16 protein-coding genes and 1 riboswitch are annotated in these 16,767 nt (G+C 33.8%); of the genes, 2 read left to right on the top strand and 14 right to left on the bottom strand.

Annotated elements, in window-relative coordinates; genetic code table 11:
* Positions 1-56: 56 nt before the first annotated feature.
* The 9 genes from ACW2QF_RS02895 to ACW2QF_RS02855 all read right to left on the bottom strand — a co-directional run bounded on the left by ACW2QF_RS02895 (position 57) and on the right by ACW2QF_RS02855 (position 9,779).
* Positions 57-581: a hypothetical protein gene (locus tag ACW2QF_RS02895; protein WP_455714493.1), complete on the bottom strand. Its 525-nt coding sequence runs from the start codon at positions 579-581 to the stop codon at positions 57-59.
* Positions 582-775: 194 nt separating this feature from the next.
* Positions 776-2,683: an FtsX-like permease family protein gene (locus ACW2QF_RS02890; RefSeq protein WP_455714492.1), complete on the bottom strand. Its 1,908-nt coding sequence runs from the start codon at positions 2,681-2,683 to the stop codon at positions 776-778.
* On the bottom strand, positions 2,673-3,437 hold the full coding sequence (locus ACW2QF_RS02885; protein WP_455714491.1) for an ABC transporter ATP-binding protein: 765 nt from the start codon (positions 3,435-3,437) through the stop codon (positions 2,673-2,675). Before ACW2QF_RS02885 ends, ACW2QF_RS02890 begins: the two co-directional genes overlap by 11 nt.
* A gap of 262 nt (positions 3,438-3,699) precedes the next feature.
* The gene (locus ACW2QF_RS02880; RefSeq protein WP_455714490.1) at positions 3,700-4,803 is read right to left on the bottom strand and encodes a sensor histidine kinase; all 1,104 of its coding nucleotides are present in this window, start codon (positions 4,801-4,803) and stop codon (positions 3,700-3,702) included.
* Positions 4,804-4,815: 12 nt separating this feature from the next.
* Positions 4,816-5,517: a response regulator transcription factor gene (locus ACW2QF_RS02875; RefSeq protein WP_455714489.1), complete on the bottom strand. Its 702-nt coding sequence runs from the start codon at positions 5,515-5,517 to the stop codon at positions 4,816-4,818.
* A 44-nt stretch (positions 5,518-5,561) separates the two neighbouring features.
* The gene (locus ACW2QF_RS02870; RefSeq protein ID WP_455714488.1) at positions 5,562-6,140 is read right to left on the bottom strand and encodes a GerMN domain-containing protein; all 579 of its coding nucleotides are present in this window, start codon (positions 6,138-6,140) and stop codon (positions 5,562-5,564) included.
* Between the two features lie 170 nt (positions 6,141-6,310).
* Complete coding sequence (gene purH / locus ACW2QF_RS02865; protein ID WP_455714487.1) at positions 6,311-7,864, bottom strand: bifunctional phosphoribosylaminoimidazolecarboxamide formyltransferase/IMP cyclohydrolase; 1,554 nt, start codon at positions 7,862-7,864, stop codon at positions 6,311-6,313.
* A 233-nt stretch (positions 7,865-8,097) separates the two neighbouring features.
* Positions 8,098-8,179: riboswitch (ZMP/ZTP riboswitch) on the bottom strand.
* A gap of 97 nt (positions 8,180-8,276) precedes the next feature.
* Positions 8,277-9,263, bottom strand: a complete 987-nt coding sequence (locus ACW2QF_RS02860) for a GNAT family N-acetyltransferase (protein ID WP_455714486.1) — start codon at positions 9,261-9,263, stop codon at positions 8,277-8,279.
* 57 nt (positions 9,264-9,320) lie between these two features.
* Positions 9,321-9,779 carry a GNAT family N-acetyltransferase gene (locus ACW2QF_RS02855; RefSeq protein ID WP_455714485.1) on the bottom strand — a complete coding sequence of 153 codons (459 nt, stop codon included), beginning with the start codon at positions 9,777-9,779 and terminating at the stop codon, positions 9,321-9,323.
* A 116-nt stretch (positions 9,780-9,895) separates the two neighbouring features.
* Between ACW2QF_RS02855 and ACW2QF_RS02850 the strand changes: the two genes are divergently transcribed.
* On the top strand, positions 9,896-10,438 hold the full coding sequence (locus tag ACW2QF_RS02850; RefSeq protein ID WP_455714484.1) for a C39 family peptidase: 543 nt from the start codon (positions 9,896-9,898) through the stop codon (positions 10,436-10,438).
* Positions 10,439-10,613: 175 nt separating this feature from the next.
* Here the strand turns inward: ACW2QF_RS02850 and ACW2QF_RS02845 are convergent, their stop codons facing one another.
* Positions 10,614-11,558, bottom strand: a complete 945-nt coding sequence (locus ACW2QF_RS02845; protein ID WP_455714483.1) for a TIGR03943 family putative permease subunit — start codon at positions 11,556-11,558, stop codon at positions 10,614-10,616.
* Positions 11,559-11,623: 65 nt separating this feature from the next.
* Complete coding sequence (locus tag ACW2QF_RS02840) at positions 11,624-12,742, bottom strand: GTP-binding protein (RefSeq protein WP_455714482.1); 1,119 nt, start codon at positions 12,740-12,742, stop codon at positions 11,624-11,626.
* Positions 12,743-13,095: 353 nt separating this feature from the next.
* Here ACW2QF_RS02840 and ACW2QF_RS02835 point away from each other — a divergent pair, with 353 nt between their 5' ends.
* A complete protein-coding gene (locus ACW2QF_RS02835) occupies positions 13,096-13,776 on the top strand; it encodes a TIGR01906 family membrane protein (protein WP_455714481.1) in 681 nt (226 codons plus the stop codon).
* 168 nt (positions 13,777-13,944) lie between these two features.
* Here ACW2QF_RS02835 and ACW2QF_RS02830 read toward each other — a convergent pair whose 3' ends face one another.
* Genes ACW2QF_RS02830 through ACW2QF_RS02820 form a run of 3 tightly spaced genes read right to left on the bottom strand, consistent with a single transcriptional unit; the run spans position 13,945 to position 16,659 of the window.
* Positions 13,945-14,703 carry an amino acid ABC transporter ATP-binding protein gene (locus tag ACW2QF_RS02830; protein WP_455714480.1) on the bottom strand — a complete coding sequence of 253 codons (759 nt, stop codon included), beginning with the start codon at positions 14,701-14,703 and terminating at the stop codon, positions 13,945-13,947.
* Between the two features lie 19 nt (positions 14,704-14,722).
* Complete coding sequence (locus tag ACW2QF_RS02825) at positions 14,723-15,775, bottom strand: amino acid ABC transporter permease (RefSeq protein ID WP_455714479.1); 1,053 nt, start codon at positions 15,773-15,775, stop codon at positions 14,723-14,725.
* A gap of 5 nt (positions 15,776-15,780) precedes the next feature.
* Positions 15,781-16,659, bottom strand: a complete 879-nt coding sequence (locus ACW2QF_RS02820; RefSeq protein ID WP_455714478.1) for a transporter substrate-binding domain-containing protein — start codon at positions 16,657-16,659, stop codon at positions 15,781-15,783.
* Between the last annotated feature and the right edge of the window lie 108 nt (positions 16,660-16,767).

Here is a 16,767-nt window from a genome sequence, read left to right as displayed (position 1 = left end):
CATATAAAGAGGTGGAGAACGTTTTCTCCACCTCTTTGTTGTTTGTTATAGAACAGTTATTTTTCTAATCCATAGGACAGAACTTTCCATTCCCCATCAATTAATTGTAAAGTCAAATCCAAATAATCGAAACTATCTTCGCTTTCTGGTTCCAAAATGTAGTCTGCGTTAGCCGTTTTCGTTGCTTCGTCATAATTTATAAACCTAAACTCCATATACTGTAATTGGTCAAATGTATGACCATATGCGTAGATATCTTCTTGCTTAACTAAACTACTCTTAATATAAGCTTCATCACCAGCAAGATATGACTTAAGGAACTCAAAACATTTTGATTTAAATGCCCAGCCTTGTTCACTATTTAAGAAGTCACTATAATCTACTTTTTCTTGATTTGTTGTAGTCGTCTCTTCTTCACTTTCCGTAGCGCTATCTTCTTTATTCTCTTGGTTTGTAACATTCGTAGATACAGCTTCTTCACTTTTAGAATCCGTTAGCTTTTCGTTAATGTATAAGCCAGATACCACAATTAGTAATACCGCTAACATAATACATACTACATTCATTTTCTTTGACTTCATTATTAACCCCCTCCATGATCAATCTAATATAATCGTAGTCTCTTTGCTGTGTTCATCATTATTAATCAGTATATAATTTAAGTGTCTTATTACTAGCTCAATTGTACCTCTCATATACAATCTATGTCTATGCATTTATCCGATACATGATACATAATTTTACGTAATGCAATCTACTAATGAATGTAAATAAGTTACCTGATAAGCTCTACCATATATTTTCTCCTAGTAATAAAAAAGAATATGCTTTGTAGTACAAAGTACAATCCAATTACAACACTAGCAGTCTGAAGAAACTGTTTAATAATATCGCCTCCACCTACGATAAATGTCATTAAATAAATAAGCGATACGCCCATATAACTTCCGAATACCAAAGGCAAGTAGAATATAACCAATAGCTCCTTACTTATAATATGGCTAATTTCCTTCTGTGTTATTCCAATCTTAAACATCTGATAGAAGGTTTTCTTAAGCTCCTCAATCTCTGAAAACTGTTTAAAATACAATACGCTTCCACTTGCAACAAAGAATAGGATGCCAAGCACTGTTGTTACGAATAAGAATACCGAATAACCATTCTTTAACTCATCGTAGTCTGTAATAGTAGACTTAATTGGATACTCCGCCTTCTCTTCTAGTTTCTCTTTCAGGGTAAGAACACTCTCACCAGACTTCTTCCAGTCTTCAAACACAAGTCCATGGTAGCAATATTGATACTCGCTGCTAACCACTTCTTTAAACTTCTCATAATCTGTATCATTCATAACAATAATACCGTCATTTCCAAAAGCAACTATATTCCATGGCGCACGTATCGAATCCGTCATTATTACTTTGACACTTGTCTCCCCTACAAGTATTTCGTACTCTTCTCCTGGAACAACTCCGTGCAGTCCTGGTGTCCAGTCAATTATATATTGAATTACTTCTCCCTCATCTAACTCTATATTTTGTTCTACTATTTGATTGTAATCAGTAACAGACATGATTGGTTTTTCTAATGTTTCTTCCTCTCCACTAACCCTAATCTCCCCTTTAAGGAATGGAATTTCTAAAGATTTATTGATATCATATGAAGCAAATCTATTTCTTAATTCTTCTCCACTAATATCATAAGCCTCCTTACCTTCAATAAGTTCTAGACTATAGGGATTCATTAATGCAATGTCCTCTGATAATCTTAATAATGCAAATGGAGATGCTACAAGAAATATTGTCATGGTACTTAAGATACTTAAGATATAGATAATCTTTTTGTTCTGATTAAATTTATGATGAATCTGTGTAATCGTTACTAGATTTTTGTAATAGTTCTTTCCCTTCTTAAACAGATGAATTACGTAGTTCCCACCATAGCTAAGTGCCATATATAAACCAATAAATGATACAATCATATATACAGCAAGAATTACAGGATTAGAGTTCCATTTATCATTAGACGCAATGATTGCTACAGATATAATACTTACCACCATGATTATGAAACCTAATATACCAAGTACCGTATCTTTCTTCCTATACTTTCGTCCTTCTTTTTTTCTAGCATCTTTTAGTAGATTACCGATGTTCATCTTCTTCATCTTAATATTCGTTTCTACTAATACAATTGCAAAAATAACCAGATAAACTCCTATTGTAACAAGGTAGGATGTAAATGATAACTGGTACTTAATATCATCGATCTCCATCATAGATAAGACAACCATCTGAAACAATCTAGATAACAAGGTTCCTATTAAAATCCCAACAATCATTGAACCGCCTGCTATTAACACATTCTCTACTAACACTAAGTTTTTGATATCCTTTTCATTCATTCCAAGGCTCATATAGATTCCAAATTCCATATTACGCCATTTTAAAAAGGTTCTATGAGCATAGCTGATAAAGAAAATAGAAAATGCTCCGATTGCAACTAATGTGATAGGGAATACATATTGAAGCACCTCTATCTGATTGGCATCTGCAAGACTTTCATTAAATAGCATTGTTGTATACATGAAGAATAACATTATGCTAAAACTACTACACAAGAAGTAGGCAAAATAATTTCGTATATTCTTCCTAAAATTCTTAATAGCAACGTCCCTAAAAGTCATTATTCTCACCTCCTAGGGCAGCTTGACAATCTAGGATTCGGTTAAAAAATTCTTTTCTTGTTCCCTTGCTTGCTACTTCTAGATAAATTCTTCCATCTTTGATAAAGATTACTTTCTTGCAGAAACTAGCTGCGAATACATCATGAGTAACCATGAGTATGGTAGTGTTCTTCTCCTCATTCATTTTCTTGAAGCAATTCATAACCGCATTGGCAGACTTAGAGTCTAGATTACCTGTAGGCTCATCTGCGAACACCATAACAGGATCATTGACAAGCGAACGGCATACGGCTGCTCTTTGTTGTTGTCCTCCTGAGATTTCATAAGGATATTTATCCGCAATATTTTCAATATCAAACAACTTCATGACTTCTGCTGCCTTAGCATTCATCTTGGTAGTTTCTTTCTTATCTAACACCATAGGCAATATGATATTTTCTTTAATCGTTAGGCTATCTAATAGATTGAACTCTTGGAATACAAATCCCAAACTCCTTCTTCGAAACAGCGCCATCTCAAATCGATCCATCTGATCAATTCGTTTTCCACCAATATCAATACTTCCTGTTGTTGGCTCTGTAATTCCACTTAATATGCTGACAAGTGTAGATTTACCACTACCACTTGGTCCCATAATTGCAACAAATTCACCTTCATCAACTCGAAAATCAATTCCATTCAAAGCTTTTGTAGAACTCTCACTTTTTGCATCACCATATATCTTTGTTATTTGCTTTGCCTCTAATACGCTCATCTTGTTAGCTCCTCCTTGTATTATAAGAATTGCACTACATTCATATAAGTCAAATTATTGGGTTCATCACTGTCTTTCGATATACTTATAATACAGTTTTTTCTCATTATGTAACATCGATTTAACTAAAGAAAGCTTACAATATTGTAAGCTTTCTTATCCCTATCTCTCTAGACCATACATGTCAATTTATCACTCACCATCTAATTAACTACTAATACAATGCTACTGTATAAATATTCTGACCTTATTCTTCTTTTATTCATAATGAATTTAATACATCACTTGGATAATTTAGATAAACAACCTTAACTATTGTACCTTTTGAAATCTTAGATTCAATGCTTAACTCACACTGTATATGTTCACTAATCTCTTTGCAAAAATAAAGTCCAATTCCTGAGGAGTTTCTACCATTCCTTCCATTTTCTCCTGTGAAGAAAGGTTCAAATACTCTTGCTAAATCTGTCTCTTCAATACCGATTCCTTCGTCTTCCACATAAAGTACTGACTTTTTCCCCTCTTTAGCAAGCCGAAATACAATATTCTTTACCACGCCTTCTTCTTTAGAATATTTCACAGCATTGGAAATAATCTGCTCCAACATGTGGCGATTCCATTTGCGATCAGATAAGACCTTCGTACTTTCACTATCATTGCATTCGTTAACCACCTTAGGAAATACACTTGAATAGATGAATAATCGCTTGTTGTCATTAATAATTTGATTTATCTCGTTCTCTAAATCAAATTCTTCGGGTTTATAATCCTTGGCAAACTCCTGTAGGCGGATCATAGCAAGGACCATATCTAAACTCGACAACAATTTCGTATTCTCAACCATTATATCTTGAATGGCTGTCTTCTCGTCCAGTTCTTCACGATTAAGGCGTTGAATAATTAGATCCTGAACTGTTATAGGAGTTTTCATACTATGAATCCAAGCTGATAGAAATCTTCTGTTTTCTTCGCCTTCAACCTCCATTTTTTTGATATCTTGAAGATATTGTTTATGAACCTGATTGAAAGCACGATTTATTCTGATTTCATCCTCCTTCATAAACTGTCCCTTATAAGCACAATTTTTCTCCATCTTATAAAGACTATGATAGAAGTTTCTATACGATATGTAACGTGCAAACATCCATATACAATAGATTGTTACAGCAATACTATATGGATAAAGCAACTCAACTGGTTTCCCTGTACTTAGCTTGTAGAATACCGTAATCAGGATCGGCGCAGTAAAATAAAAGATGGTATCCATACATATTCGTTTTGCAAACATTCGAAATATATCTTTTTCTTTTAGAATAACTACCAATCCTTTCTTAGCTCTAGATTCATTAATTGAAACCTTTATCACACCTTATATTTCTTATATATCAAACACGTATCCAACTCCACGTTTTGTCTTAATACAATCAGCGTACCCTAATTCTGATAATTTACCTCTTAATCGAGTGATATTCACAGTTAGTGTATTATCATCTACAAAATCACTTTGATCCCATAATTCCTCTAATAATTCTTCTCTTGTTAATACTTCGTTTGGTTTCGTTAAGAAAGCTTTCATCAACTTGAATTCATTCTTGCTAAGTTCTATTACATTACCACCTGAAGTGATTTTAAAACTTTTCTCATCTAATTGTAGGCTACCTACTGCTAGTTTACCCTTAGTAGCAATTTCTGCATTTGCAGTATCCTGTGCATAATCTCCATAAGTTCTTCGTATCATTGCATTAACCTTTGCTATAAACAGTTCCAAAGGAAATGGCTTTACTATGTAATCATCAGCTCCTAGTTCAATACTTAGGATTTGACTCATCTCGCTGTTCCTTGCTGATACTATAATAATAGGAACATTGCTATGTCTGCGAAATATTCTACAATAATAATTTCCATCATAGTAAGGTAGATTAATATCCAATATGAGCAAATCTGGTTTACTATCTAGAAATTCTTCTTCTACTTTATGAAAATCTTGCACTGCTACTACTTGAAATCCATATCCTAAAAGAATTTGACTCATCTGTTCTCTTAGCTTCGCATCGTCTTCAATAATCATGATTTTATACATAACTAACCTCACTGTAGTAATTTTACTCATTATCACACAATATATTATTTCATATCCAATGTCACGATTTCTCCATCTTTTAGCTCAAAATATATATCATCAACAAAGGTAGTTATCTCATTCAAGGTGTCATCATATGCGACTTTATCAATACCAAAAATTTCGTTTTCTATCAATGTATGCACAATGGTATTTACCATGGCTTCCGCCCAACATGATGACGAATAATTCCCCATATCTTCTTCATCTACGGTTACATTTACTGTAGCAATCTTATCTTCATCTATCACAACTTCATCAATAATCATCTTATCTGGTAATCTACTAGCCATACCTGTAGCTTCAGACTTTTCTGTTAATAATTGTAGTGCTTTTTCTGGTGTTGGATTTTCCATCTTCACAGTATTCCTATATAACTTCATATCCATTGCATCCCAATAACACAATATAACTTCTTGTTCTGTAGTTTCTTCAGCTGTAACGTCTTTTGTATCTTCTACTGTGACTCCTGAATTATCTTCTACATCATCACTTTTTCTATTTGTTTTATCATTTGATTTACACCCTACTAAAACAAGTATACTAATTAATGCCACTATTCGTAATAGTTTCTTTTTCCCCATTTATTTTCCTTCCTGTTTATTGGTAATATTTGTGTTTCATTATTATTATATAACATAAGTCCATATCACTCAACCAAAACAAAGGATAAAAAAACAACTTTCCTGTAGCACACAATACTTCTATGCTACATAAGAAAGTTGTTCTATTATATATCTAAATCACTTGTTAATTAATGTTTAAAATGTCTCATTCCCGTGAATACCATTGCGATTCCGTACTCATTACATTTCTTAATAGAATCTTCATCACGGATTGATCCACCTGGTTGAATAATTGCTGTAATTCCAGCTTGGTGCGCTGCTTCTACACAGTCATCAAATGGGAAGAATGCGTCTGATGCTAATACAGCACCTTTTGTTGCATCAGCACTAATTAATTCTTCTGCATGCTCGATACATTGTTTTGTTGACCAAACTCGATTTACTTGACCAGGTCCAATACCAATAGTTTGTTTATCCTTTGCTAGTGCAATACCGTTAGATTTAACAAACTTAACTACTTTCCATGCGAATCTCATGTCTTCCATTTCTTTTTCAGATGGAGCACGGTCAGTAACTACTTTAAGGTCTTCTTCATTTAATAATTCGCTATCTATTGTTTGAACGATTAAGCCCCCATTCACTTTCTTAAGGTCATATGCGTTCTTATCTTGTGGTACTTCGATATCTTTTAATTCAAGTACACGTAAGTTTTTCTTAGTTTGAAGCAATTCAAGAGCTTCTTTTTGATAACTTGGTGCTACTAATACTTCAAGGAAAACTGGTTTCATCTTTTCAGCAAGTTCTAAAGTAACTTCACGGTTTAGAGTTACGATACCACCATAGATAGAAACTTTATCTGCATCAAATGCTTTATCCCAAGCAACAACAATATTTTCATCACTACCTACACCACATGGATTTCCATGTTTACAAGCTACTACTGTTGGCTCTGTGAATTCTTTTAATAATTCAAGTGCGCCGTTTGTATCATTGATGTTGTTAAAGGATAATTCTTTACCATTTAATTGAACAGCATCTGCGATTGATCCTACTTTCTTGCCAATCTCTCTATAGAACGCTGCTTTTTGATGTGGATTTTCACCATATCTCATATCTTGAACTTTTTCGAATGTCATTGTTAATGTTTCAGGAAGTTCATGATCGTTTCTTTCCTTCTTTAAGTAATCAGCGATCATTGTATCATAGTTTGAGGTATGCATGAACACTTTTTGCATCAAGTAGAACTTTGTATCAAGAGATACTTGCTTATCTGCTTTTAGCTCTTTTAATACAGTTTCGTAATCTCTAGGATCAACTACTACTGCAACATCTTGATAGTTCTTAGCTGCACTACGAAGCATAGTTGGCCCTCCGATATCAATGTTTTCAACTGCTTCTTCTCTTGTAACGCCATCTTTTAAGATTGTTGCTTTGAAAGGATATAAATTTACAACAACCATATCGATTGTTTCGATATTCAGATCTTCTAGTTGTTTCATATGTTCTGGTTTACTACGCATTGCTAATAACCCAGCGTGTACAATTGGATGTAACGTCTTTACTCGACCGTCTAAACACTCAGGAAAGCCAGTTAACTCAGAAATCTCAATTGCAGGAATTCCTTCACTCTTTAACTTGTTATACGTACCACCTGTTGAAATAATTTCAATACCAAGGCTTACAAGTTCCTTTGCAAATTCTACAATACCTGTTTTGTCTGATACACTAATTAATGCTCTCATGTTCTCTCTCCTTTTACCTAACTATTTGTTTTGTTACGTCTATGGTTCCACACATCTTGTCTACCAAGGCTTATTTCTATCGTTTATTTGGTTTATAGAGTGTATTAGAAAATGCCTTATAATTTCTGATTTTTCTGTTAATCATGTAGCTATATGTTAACTAGACTCCCCTCGGTAAATTATTCTTGAATTTTCCAATGGATATAGAAAAACCGCCCAGGTAACCAAAATAGTGTGGTTGCCCAGGCGGTCGGCTTTTATATTATTCGTACTCCCTATGGGTGCTCCCATTTTCCGCCAGTCATACGAATCTCTACTGATACTATACTACATTAATCCTCAAATCTCAAGTATACAATTCATTAAAAATTGTTCAATTAGATATAACTTATTCTTATTAATTAAAAGTCTATTATAATTGTGTTGGTGTCTTAACCATAACCTTCTTCTCAAATTGTTTATCATATTCTTGAAATTCTGCATTTGATGCATTATGAAATACATCATCTTCATAATATCTGCCCGAAAGCTCCTTCAAAGCTCCCTCTTCTAATTCTAGAACCATAAATGCATCGAAACTGCTACCATCTGACAAAGTAATATCATACTCTGACGCACTTCTAAATCCAAAACGATGATAATAATCAGGATTTCCACATATAAGAATTGCTACAAAGCCCATTTCTTTAGCTCTTTTCTTAGTATGATTAATTAACATAGAACCAATTCCATCTCGTTGATATTCTGGATTTACACTAATTGGTCCAAAACCGATTACCTCATGAACCTTTCCATACTCGTCTACAATCTTTCCTTTACAATACACGATACTACCAATCACTTTTCCTTTATGTTCAGCAACATAATGCAATTCTGGTAAATATGTGTCCTTTCTTCTTAACTCATGCAAGATGAAATGCTCATTACACCCAGGATTATATACATTCCAGAATGCACTTCTAGTTAGTTCTTCCGTTTGTCTATAATCCTTTTCATTTTCAAGACGTATTATTATATCTTGTGGGTTTTCTATTTGCTTGTTGTTAGACTTAATAAGGTTGTTATCAAATCCAAATTGTTTTAATAAGTTAGTATCTATATCTGTATTACAGAAAATACTGTTATAATTATATTGATTGAATTTAAGGATATACCATAAAAAAACTTCTTCTATCTCCTTGCCAGCAGTTACGAAGAAAGTTATGATTTCTAGAGAATCCTTATCCTTATCTTTGTTAATTGCAATACCACATAATTCTGGATTATATAAGCCGAAAATCTGTGACTTATTATCTGCTTGATTTAGCTCTATCCCATACTTTTTACAGAATTCACTTGCTTCAATAAATAGATTATCTTTTTTCGACACCTCTAATTGAATTAATTTAATCTCTAACAATTTATCTCTCCTTCACCTATTAATTAATAAAATAGAAACTACAACCTCATTCACTGTCTATAATTTAAACTCCATGTTAATTGATTTTTCTATAAATCCATTGTTACTATAAGTATGATATGCGTTTTTATTCTTGGCATTCACTTGTAGTTCTACTGCTTGTAATTCATTGTCCTTTGCATAATTCTTTGCATATTCTAATAATTTTGATCCGATTCCTTCTCTTCTATGTTCATCCAAAACTGCAATGCTATCGATAAATAGTACTTTTCGTCCCTTCAACATTGGTGAACTTATTTCCCGTACATAGCTAATCATATAGCCCACTATCTTTTGTTCTTGCTCAGCTACTATAATACTTTTTGTGTTGATATACTCACTGTATGTATACTCATCAATTACTGTTTCTACCAAATGATAGATGTCTGGTCTAAAACCAACATGTAATTCATGAACTTGTTTTGCTATTTTCTCCACAGCATTGTAGTCTTCTATTTTTCCATCTCTTATTAACATTTTCTACTCCCTTTCTATCCATAAAACTTATATCCTATATTATATTTCTCTCTATGCATATCTAAGATAGCTTGTATCATATATTGAATTAAATCATTAATCTATCAAGGAGAGGTATGAAAACTTATATTATTCCTGTTCCAAAATGCAGACAAGCAACCTCATATACTTGTGGCCCCGCTGCCTTACAATGTGTACTTGGCTACTATCTAGATGAATACCAAGAAGACTATCTTTCGAAAGAACTTCACTCTATTCCAATACACGGTACAGACTTTAGAGATATTCTACGACTTTGCCATTTTCTTTCCTACGAGGCTAACTTCTACGAATACGTAAGTATTGATAAATTGAAGGATTTTCTAGTTCAAGGCCTTCCTGTTATTCTAATGATTCAGGCCTGGGCGGATACCTCTATTGATTATAGAAACTCCTGGGATAATGGTCATTACGTAGTTGCATGTGGCTACAGTGATACTTCAATTATATTCATGGACCCTTCCACATTAGGTTCCTACACCTATATTCCTACAAATGAATTAATCAATCGCTGGCATCTAAAAGACCACTATGATTGTTACTATCAAGGTGTTATTGTAATACGCAGTACAAAAACATCTTATCGCTACACTCAAACTCACCTTAAATATATTGGCTGAAATTTCTTCAATTATCATATATATTCTATGCTAATAGAGTGTAATAGTCCAGACCAAAGCTGTATTGTCTACATAAAACGAGCGTTAAGTTACAATTGTTGTATCCTAACGCTCGTGTAGCACTTATTTTAAGTTCTGTTATAACCTTTTAACTTATTCAAAGATAGTTCAAGACTTAGCTAAAGTAAACTAACTTTTCTTTTGGTTCTCCAGTTAATGCAATACTCTTTGCATAAAGCACTGGTCCTTCGCTTTTATATTCTTTCTGAAATTCTTTACCGATTGTTGCAGTAACATTAACCCATTGCTTACTTACAAAATGTTCTGCACCTTCGTACTTACAGATAAATCCAATGAAAGCAACATCATCTGCACAACATGTCATTGCAAATCTTCCCGGAACTAATACTCCTTTTGGGAATCGATCTGGTTTATATACATAACCTCGGAACTTGATTGTTTTTCCTACATAATTATCTAAGTTATCTAGAGCATCCATGTACCAAAGTCCAAAATCTTCATCCTCTAATGTTATAATAGGAGCATTGATATCAAAAGGTAATTCCTCCGGTTCTTCCTCAATCGCTTCACCGTTAAATCCTTCAAAATACACTTGTACACGACGATTAACAGCCTTCACATTTCTTCTACAGAAGGATTGGTTTGTCTTATCTGTACAGCGATTGAAGATTACCATATCTGTCATTTTAAATTGTTCTGCCATAATAGAACGCATATTATTCATGTACACTTCAAATGTCGTTGCATCAACTAATGTAATAATCTGAACAACAGTAAATGGATTTGGAAGTACTTCATTAATCAAACGTTCCACTTTCCACATACCATTATATTCAATTAATACACGAGCAGGATGATAGTTTTTTTGAAGTTCAAGCATCAATTCTTCTGTTAAATCTTCTTCCTCTTCAATTATGACTTTTTTTACATTTAACTGTTCTAATTCTTTATCATCATACTCTTCTTCTCCATCTTCGCAAGTTATGAGAAGAGAAAGTCCTCCATCTAGAAAATCTTCATCACGGATTGTTTCTGAAAGAAATGTAGTTTTACCACTTTCAAGAAATCCAGATATTACGTATACTGGTATCTCTGCCATATCAACAAACAAGCTCCTTTCCAACCTATCTTCCTACCTCATATTGTCCTAACACATACTCTAGATTAAGCAATATGGAATAGCTTTTCAATATCATCTATCTTCAATTTCGCACCAATTACGCATAATCTACCTGTGTAATCAGCAGCTCCATGGCGAACTTCAAATTCACCTGGTACTAAGTCAAAATGTAACCAGGAATTGTCTGTACTTGGCACGATACCTTTCGCACGTAAAACCATACCATAAGCATCTGATCCTGAAAGTTTTTCAAGAATATCTTTTAATTCATCTTCTTCATATTTTTGTGGTGTTTCTACACCCCAACTTGTAAATACATCATCTGCATGATGATGTCCTTCATGATCATGATGATGGTCATGTCCACAGCATTCATGGTCATGGTCTTCGTGATGACCGTGTCCTCCGCAGCATTCGTGATCGTGGTCTTCATGATGGCCATGTCCACAGCATCCATGGTCATGGTCATGATGATGTCCTTCACCACGATGATGTCCTTCACCACGATGGCGTCCACATGTTGGGCAGATTTCTTCGCTATTTAATAATTCTTCTGCAAGGTCAGTCTTTCTTTCCATTGCTTTTAGGATAGTTTCTCCAGTGATGTCTTCCCATGGAGTTGTAATAATAACTGCATCTGGATTATGTTCTTTTAATGCTTTAACACATGTATCTAGTTTCTTCTCCGTTGTTGTTTGTGTACGGCTAAGAATAATGGTATTGGCATTTTCTACTTGGTTATTATAGAACTCACCGAAGTTTTTCATGTACATACCACACTTATTCACATCAGCAACTGTTGTAAAACTATTCAATACGATTGAATCATTTTGGTCTTTCACTTTCTTAACAGCATTAATTACATCTGATAATTTACCTACTCCTGAAGGTTCGATAATAATTCTTTCTGGAGAGTATTTTGTAATTACTTCTTGTAGAGCTGTACCAAAGTCACCAACTAATGAACAACAGATACACCCTGAATTCATCTCAGTAATCTCGATTCCAGCTTCTTTTAAGAAACCACCATCGATGCCAATTTCACCAAATTCATTTTCAATTAAAACTAGCTTTTCACCTTTGAAAGCTTCTTCTATGAGTTTCTTAATTAGAGTTGTTTTACCAGCTCCTAAAAATCCTGATATAATATCAATTTTAGTCATATATATTATGCTCCTTTCCAAAACATAGCTAATAAGATAAATGTATGAAAATCCCCCTACAGTGTTTTCAACGCTACAATTAACGATAAATATACTGGGGATTTATTAATAAATTAGAACCGCAAAACTCTTAAACGTGAAGATTTGCATGTAATCTAAAATACTACTATAGCACTTCTTCTCAATTTATGCAAATCCTAGCAGTGTTTGTCCCAACTCCTTGACTTGTGTTTTCCATATATGATATCATCCATATTATTCAAATATCTAATCACTAGTAATTGCGATATTCGTATAATCGAAGAGAAAACGAAAACTCGCAATTGCTCTATCGACAATCAAAAGGAGCTTATATGGACACTATTAATAAAAAACACTCATCATTCAAAATATCGAATATTATAATAGGGGTAGTATTTACTTTATTCTTCATATCCATCTCAGTTATCATTATATTAAATGCAAGACCACTCTACTATAATAGTATTGATCATTTGCAGCTTGAGAAAGTTTCTGGTTTAGACCGAGAAACCATAATTGAAAATTATGACGCACTTATAGATTATTGCTCTCCATTTTATAAAGGTGAACTGTCATTTCCTTCTCTAGATTCCTCAGAAAGTGGTACAAGTCATTTTGTTGAGACTAAAGTAATCTTTGTTTCTTTTTATTACATTGCAGCGATTACAGGTATTTTACTACTATTTATTATTCTACACAAAAAGAAACAACATGATACCTCTTATTTACGAACCTCTGCTATTACCATTATTGTATTACCTGCCATAGTTGGAATTGCTACAGCTCTCAACTTTGAAAAGACATTCCTACTCTTTCATAAACTTGTGTTTCGAAACGATGATTGGTTGTTTGATCCGTCAACAGATCCAATAATCAACCTTCTGCCAGAAGAGTATTTTATGTACTGTGCTATTGGAATTGTCAGTCTCGTTTTACTAGGAAGTTTAATTTTATTTTTGATTGATTTTTGTATACGCAAACGAAGATCTAAGGCTTCCGATTTTAATATTTAAGTAATACTAGAACGTTTATATTGAGAAACTTTATCAGTTAAGCGGATCAGAAACATACAAAGAGGCTGCTACAAAATAGCAGAGGGGGTTGCAAGATACTATTTGAGTAAACTTTGCAACACCCTTTTCTATTTTGTAACAGCCTCTTTCTTTTATTCTATGTATACTTTATAACACACTTTGTAAGAATGCCTTTGTTCGTTCTTCTTTTGGGTTAGTGAATATTTCTTTCGGAGTTCCTTCTTCAAGGATACTTCCATCATACATAAACACTACTCTATCAGCCACGTCTTTTGCAAATCCCATCTCATGGGTTACGCATATCATTGTCATACCTTCTTTTGCTAAATCTTGCATAACATTCAATACGTCACCAACTAGTTCTGGATCAAGTGCAGAAGTTGGCTCATCAAATAACATAATCTGTGGTTGCATTGCTAATGCTCTTGCAATAGCTACACGTTGTTGTTGCCCGCCAGATAATTTACTTGGATACGCATCCATTCTATCAGCCAAACCAACGCGAGTTAATAATTCTCTAGCCATTGGCTCTACTTCTTCCTTACTCATTCCCTTAACATTAATTGGGGAAATCATAACATTCTCTAACGCTGTCTTATGAGGGAATAGATTGAATCTTTGAAAAACCATTCCCATCTTTAGAAGCAATTCGTTCTTCTCTTTCTTAGATAAAGGAGAATGATTAATTTCTTTCTTTCTATCATCTAATAATTGTTCTTCGATATAGATTTTACCTGAAGTTGCCTTCTCCAAGTGATTTAATGCTCTTAAGAAAGTAGATTTACCAGCCCCCGACGGCCCTATAATAACAACTACCTCACCTTGATTTACTGTTAAGGATACATCCTTAAGGATTTTCAAATCACCAAAATTCTTACATATATTTTCTGTACGTATCATTTCCATCTAACAACCACACTCCTTCCTATTCATAAACAGAGAACTTCTTCTCAACCTTGTTGAAGATAAATGTAAAGAATGCAGTTATTAGCAGGTAAATAACCAGTGCAGGAATGAAAACTAGATACGAACCTGAAGATGCAATCGTCTTTGATATAGTCGTTATATCCATTAGACCAATTACAAATACTAAGGACACATCCTTTAGAACCATTATAAATTCATTACAAACTGGTGGTATCAATCTACGAATAGATTGTGGAATAACAATAAGCTTCATTGTCTGTCCGTAACTCATGCCTAACGCTTTAGCTGCTTCAAATTGCCCTTTATCAATGGATTGAATAGCCGCACGTACAATTTCTGCACAATATGCTGCCGTATTCAATGTAAAGGCTATAAAAGCGGCTACGAACGCTCCTTTGAATACTGCATCGGGATCACCGTCACTAAATAATCCTCTCCAATTGAAACCCGGAATCATCCCTGGTATCGCTAGATAGATTACAAATATCTGAATCATCAGTGGTGTTCCACGGAAGAAAAATATGTACCCACCACATAGCTTGCTTAACAGCTTACTCTTAGATATCTTACCTAATGCTAAGAAAATACTTAAGATAAATCCGCATAGCACAGATGCAGTTGTTAAGAATATTGTTAGTTTGGCACCATATAACACTCCTTGTCCGCATCCAAGCATACGATATGTATAATTAACAAGACGTCCAGCAACATTTGCTGCTCCTTCATCTGCATTATATATCTGTCCAGCAAAGCCTAGATATTTTTCGCTGATTGCATTAGCACCAGCAGTTTCAAAAGAACAGTAATTAATAAAATATAAGTTATTATATGTTACTGTAAGCTCTTTCCTTGTTTTCCCTTCATCATCTTTCATTGCTTTTTCTACTACTTCTGTAGCACTATTCATAAGTTCTGACTTTGAAGGCTTCAAGCACGCAAATACTGTCATTATCAAAAAAGCAATAAAAATGGTCCCGAAAAATTGTTTTGTGTTTTTCTCCCACTCTTTGATGTTAACGATTGTTTTAAAAGTCTTCTTTACTTTTATCATTTGTCTTATTCACCTGCTCCAAACCATTTTTCAATATTACTATCAAAGAAACCTTCTTCCTTTAATTCTGCTATTGCTGCGTTAATAGCTGCTTGCAATCCAGTATTACCTTTTTCTATTGCAACACCAAATTGTTCAGGTGATGTATTATCTTCAAATATTTTTACATACTTATCTGGGTTAGATGCTACATAACCATCTGCTACTGTACTATCACAAAGAACAACATCAACTTCTCCATTTGTTAATTGTGTAAAGCAAGTAATTACTTTCTCATTTGCCACTACGGTTGCATCAATAGTTCCTGTATCAATCATATCAGTAATAAGCACATCTGATGTTGTTTCCTTCTGTAGAGCAACTGATTTGCCATTAAGATCGTTTAAACTACTAATAGTAATTTTACTATCTTTAGGAACAACAATTGCTTGATAACTGTCGATATAAGGATCTGAAAAATCCATTGATTTTTTTCTTTCCGGATCAATCGTTACTGCTGAAATTACTACATCATAATTTGTTCCAATACCTTTAAAGATTCCATCCCAAGCTGTGTTAATGAAATTCACTTCAACTCCCATCTTCTCAGCAAGAGCATTAGCAAAATCAATATCATAACCAATTGGTGTTACACCATCTTCTGCAAAATCTTCAAAAGGTGGGTAACCAATTTCTACACCTACGCTAAGTGTTCCATCTTTAATTAATGTATAATCGGCTGAAGATGTATCTGGTGTTGTATCTGTTGTATCCGTTGATGTATCTGTTGAAGTTGCTGTTTCTGTCTCTTGATTTTTCGAATCTTGGTTGTCCTTACCACACGCACTTAGTGCAAAAACTAAAACTAAACTCAAAACAATACTTAAAAACCTTTTCATTTTCATTTGCTTCATCCTCCTAATACTTGACCTTTTGACTCTCAAATCCATTTTACTCAATAAAAATTTTAATAAAAAAAAGCAAAGACAAATGGGATATTATTTACTCTTGGC

The organism is Anaerosporobacter sp., from assembly GCF_965301125.1.
The sequence above is the reverse complement of the archived record's forward strand: the minus strand, read 5'-3'. Positions and strand labels throughout refer to the sequence as shown.

Bases quoted from the DNA above. Each gene is read 5' to 3' on its own strand.
- ACW2QF_RS02895 (WP_455714493.1), bottom strand. From the start codon at position 581: ATGAAGTCAAAGAAAATGAATGTAGTATGTATTATGTTAGCGGTATTA.
- ACW2QF_RS02890 (WP_455714492.1), bottom strand. From the start codon at position 2,683: ATGACTTTTAGGGACGTTGCTATTAAGAATTTTAGGAAGAATATACGA.
- ACW2QF_RS02885 (WP_455714491.1), bottom strand. From the start codon at position 3,437: ATGAGCGTATTAGAGGCAAAGCAAATAACAAAGATATATGGTGATGCA.
- ACW2QF_RS02875 (WP_455714489.1), bottom strand. From the start codon at position 5,517: ATGTATAAAATCATGATTATTGAAGACGATGCGAAGCTAAGAGAACAG.
- ACW2QF_RS02870 (WP_455714488.1), bottom strand. From the start codon at position 6,140: ATGGGGAAAAAGAAACTATTACGAATAGTGGCATTAATTAGTATACTT.
- purH (WP_455714487.1), bottom strand. From the start codon at position 7,864: ATGAGAGCATTAATTAGTGTATCAGACAAAACAGGTATTGTAGAATTT.
- ACW2QF_RS02855 (WP_455714485.1), bottom strand. From the start codon at position 9,779: ATGTTAATAAGAGATGGAAAAATAGAAGACTACAATGCTGTGGAGAAA.
- ACW2QF_RS02850 (WP_455714484.1), top strand. From the start codon at position 9,896: ATGAAAACTTATATTATTCCTGTTCCAAAATGCAGACAAGCAACCTCA.
- ACW2QF_RS02845 (WP_455714483.1), bottom strand. From the start codon at position 11,558: ATGGCAGAGATACCAGTATACGTAATATCTGGATTTCTTGAAAGTGGT.
- ACW2QF_RS02840 (WP_455714482.1), bottom strand. From the start codon at position 12,742: ATGACTAAAATTGATATTATATCAGGATTTTTAGGAGCTGGTAAAACA.
- ACW2QF_RS02835 (WP_455714481.1), top strand. From the start codon at position 13,096: ATGGACACTATTAATAAAAAACACTCATCATTCAAAATATCGAATATT.
- ACW2QF_RS02830 (WP_455714480.1), bottom strand. From the start codon at position 14,703: ATGGAAATGATACGTACAGAAAATATATGTAAGAATTTTGGTGATTTG.
- ACW2QF_RS02825 (WP_455714479.1), bottom strand. From the start codon at position 15,775: ATGATAAAAGTAAAGAAGACTTTTAAAACAATCGTTAACATCAAAGAG.
- ACW2QF_RS02820 (WP_455714478.1), bottom strand. From the start codon at position 16,659: ATGAAAATGAAAAGGTTTTTAAGTATTGTTTTGAGTTTAGTTTTAGTT.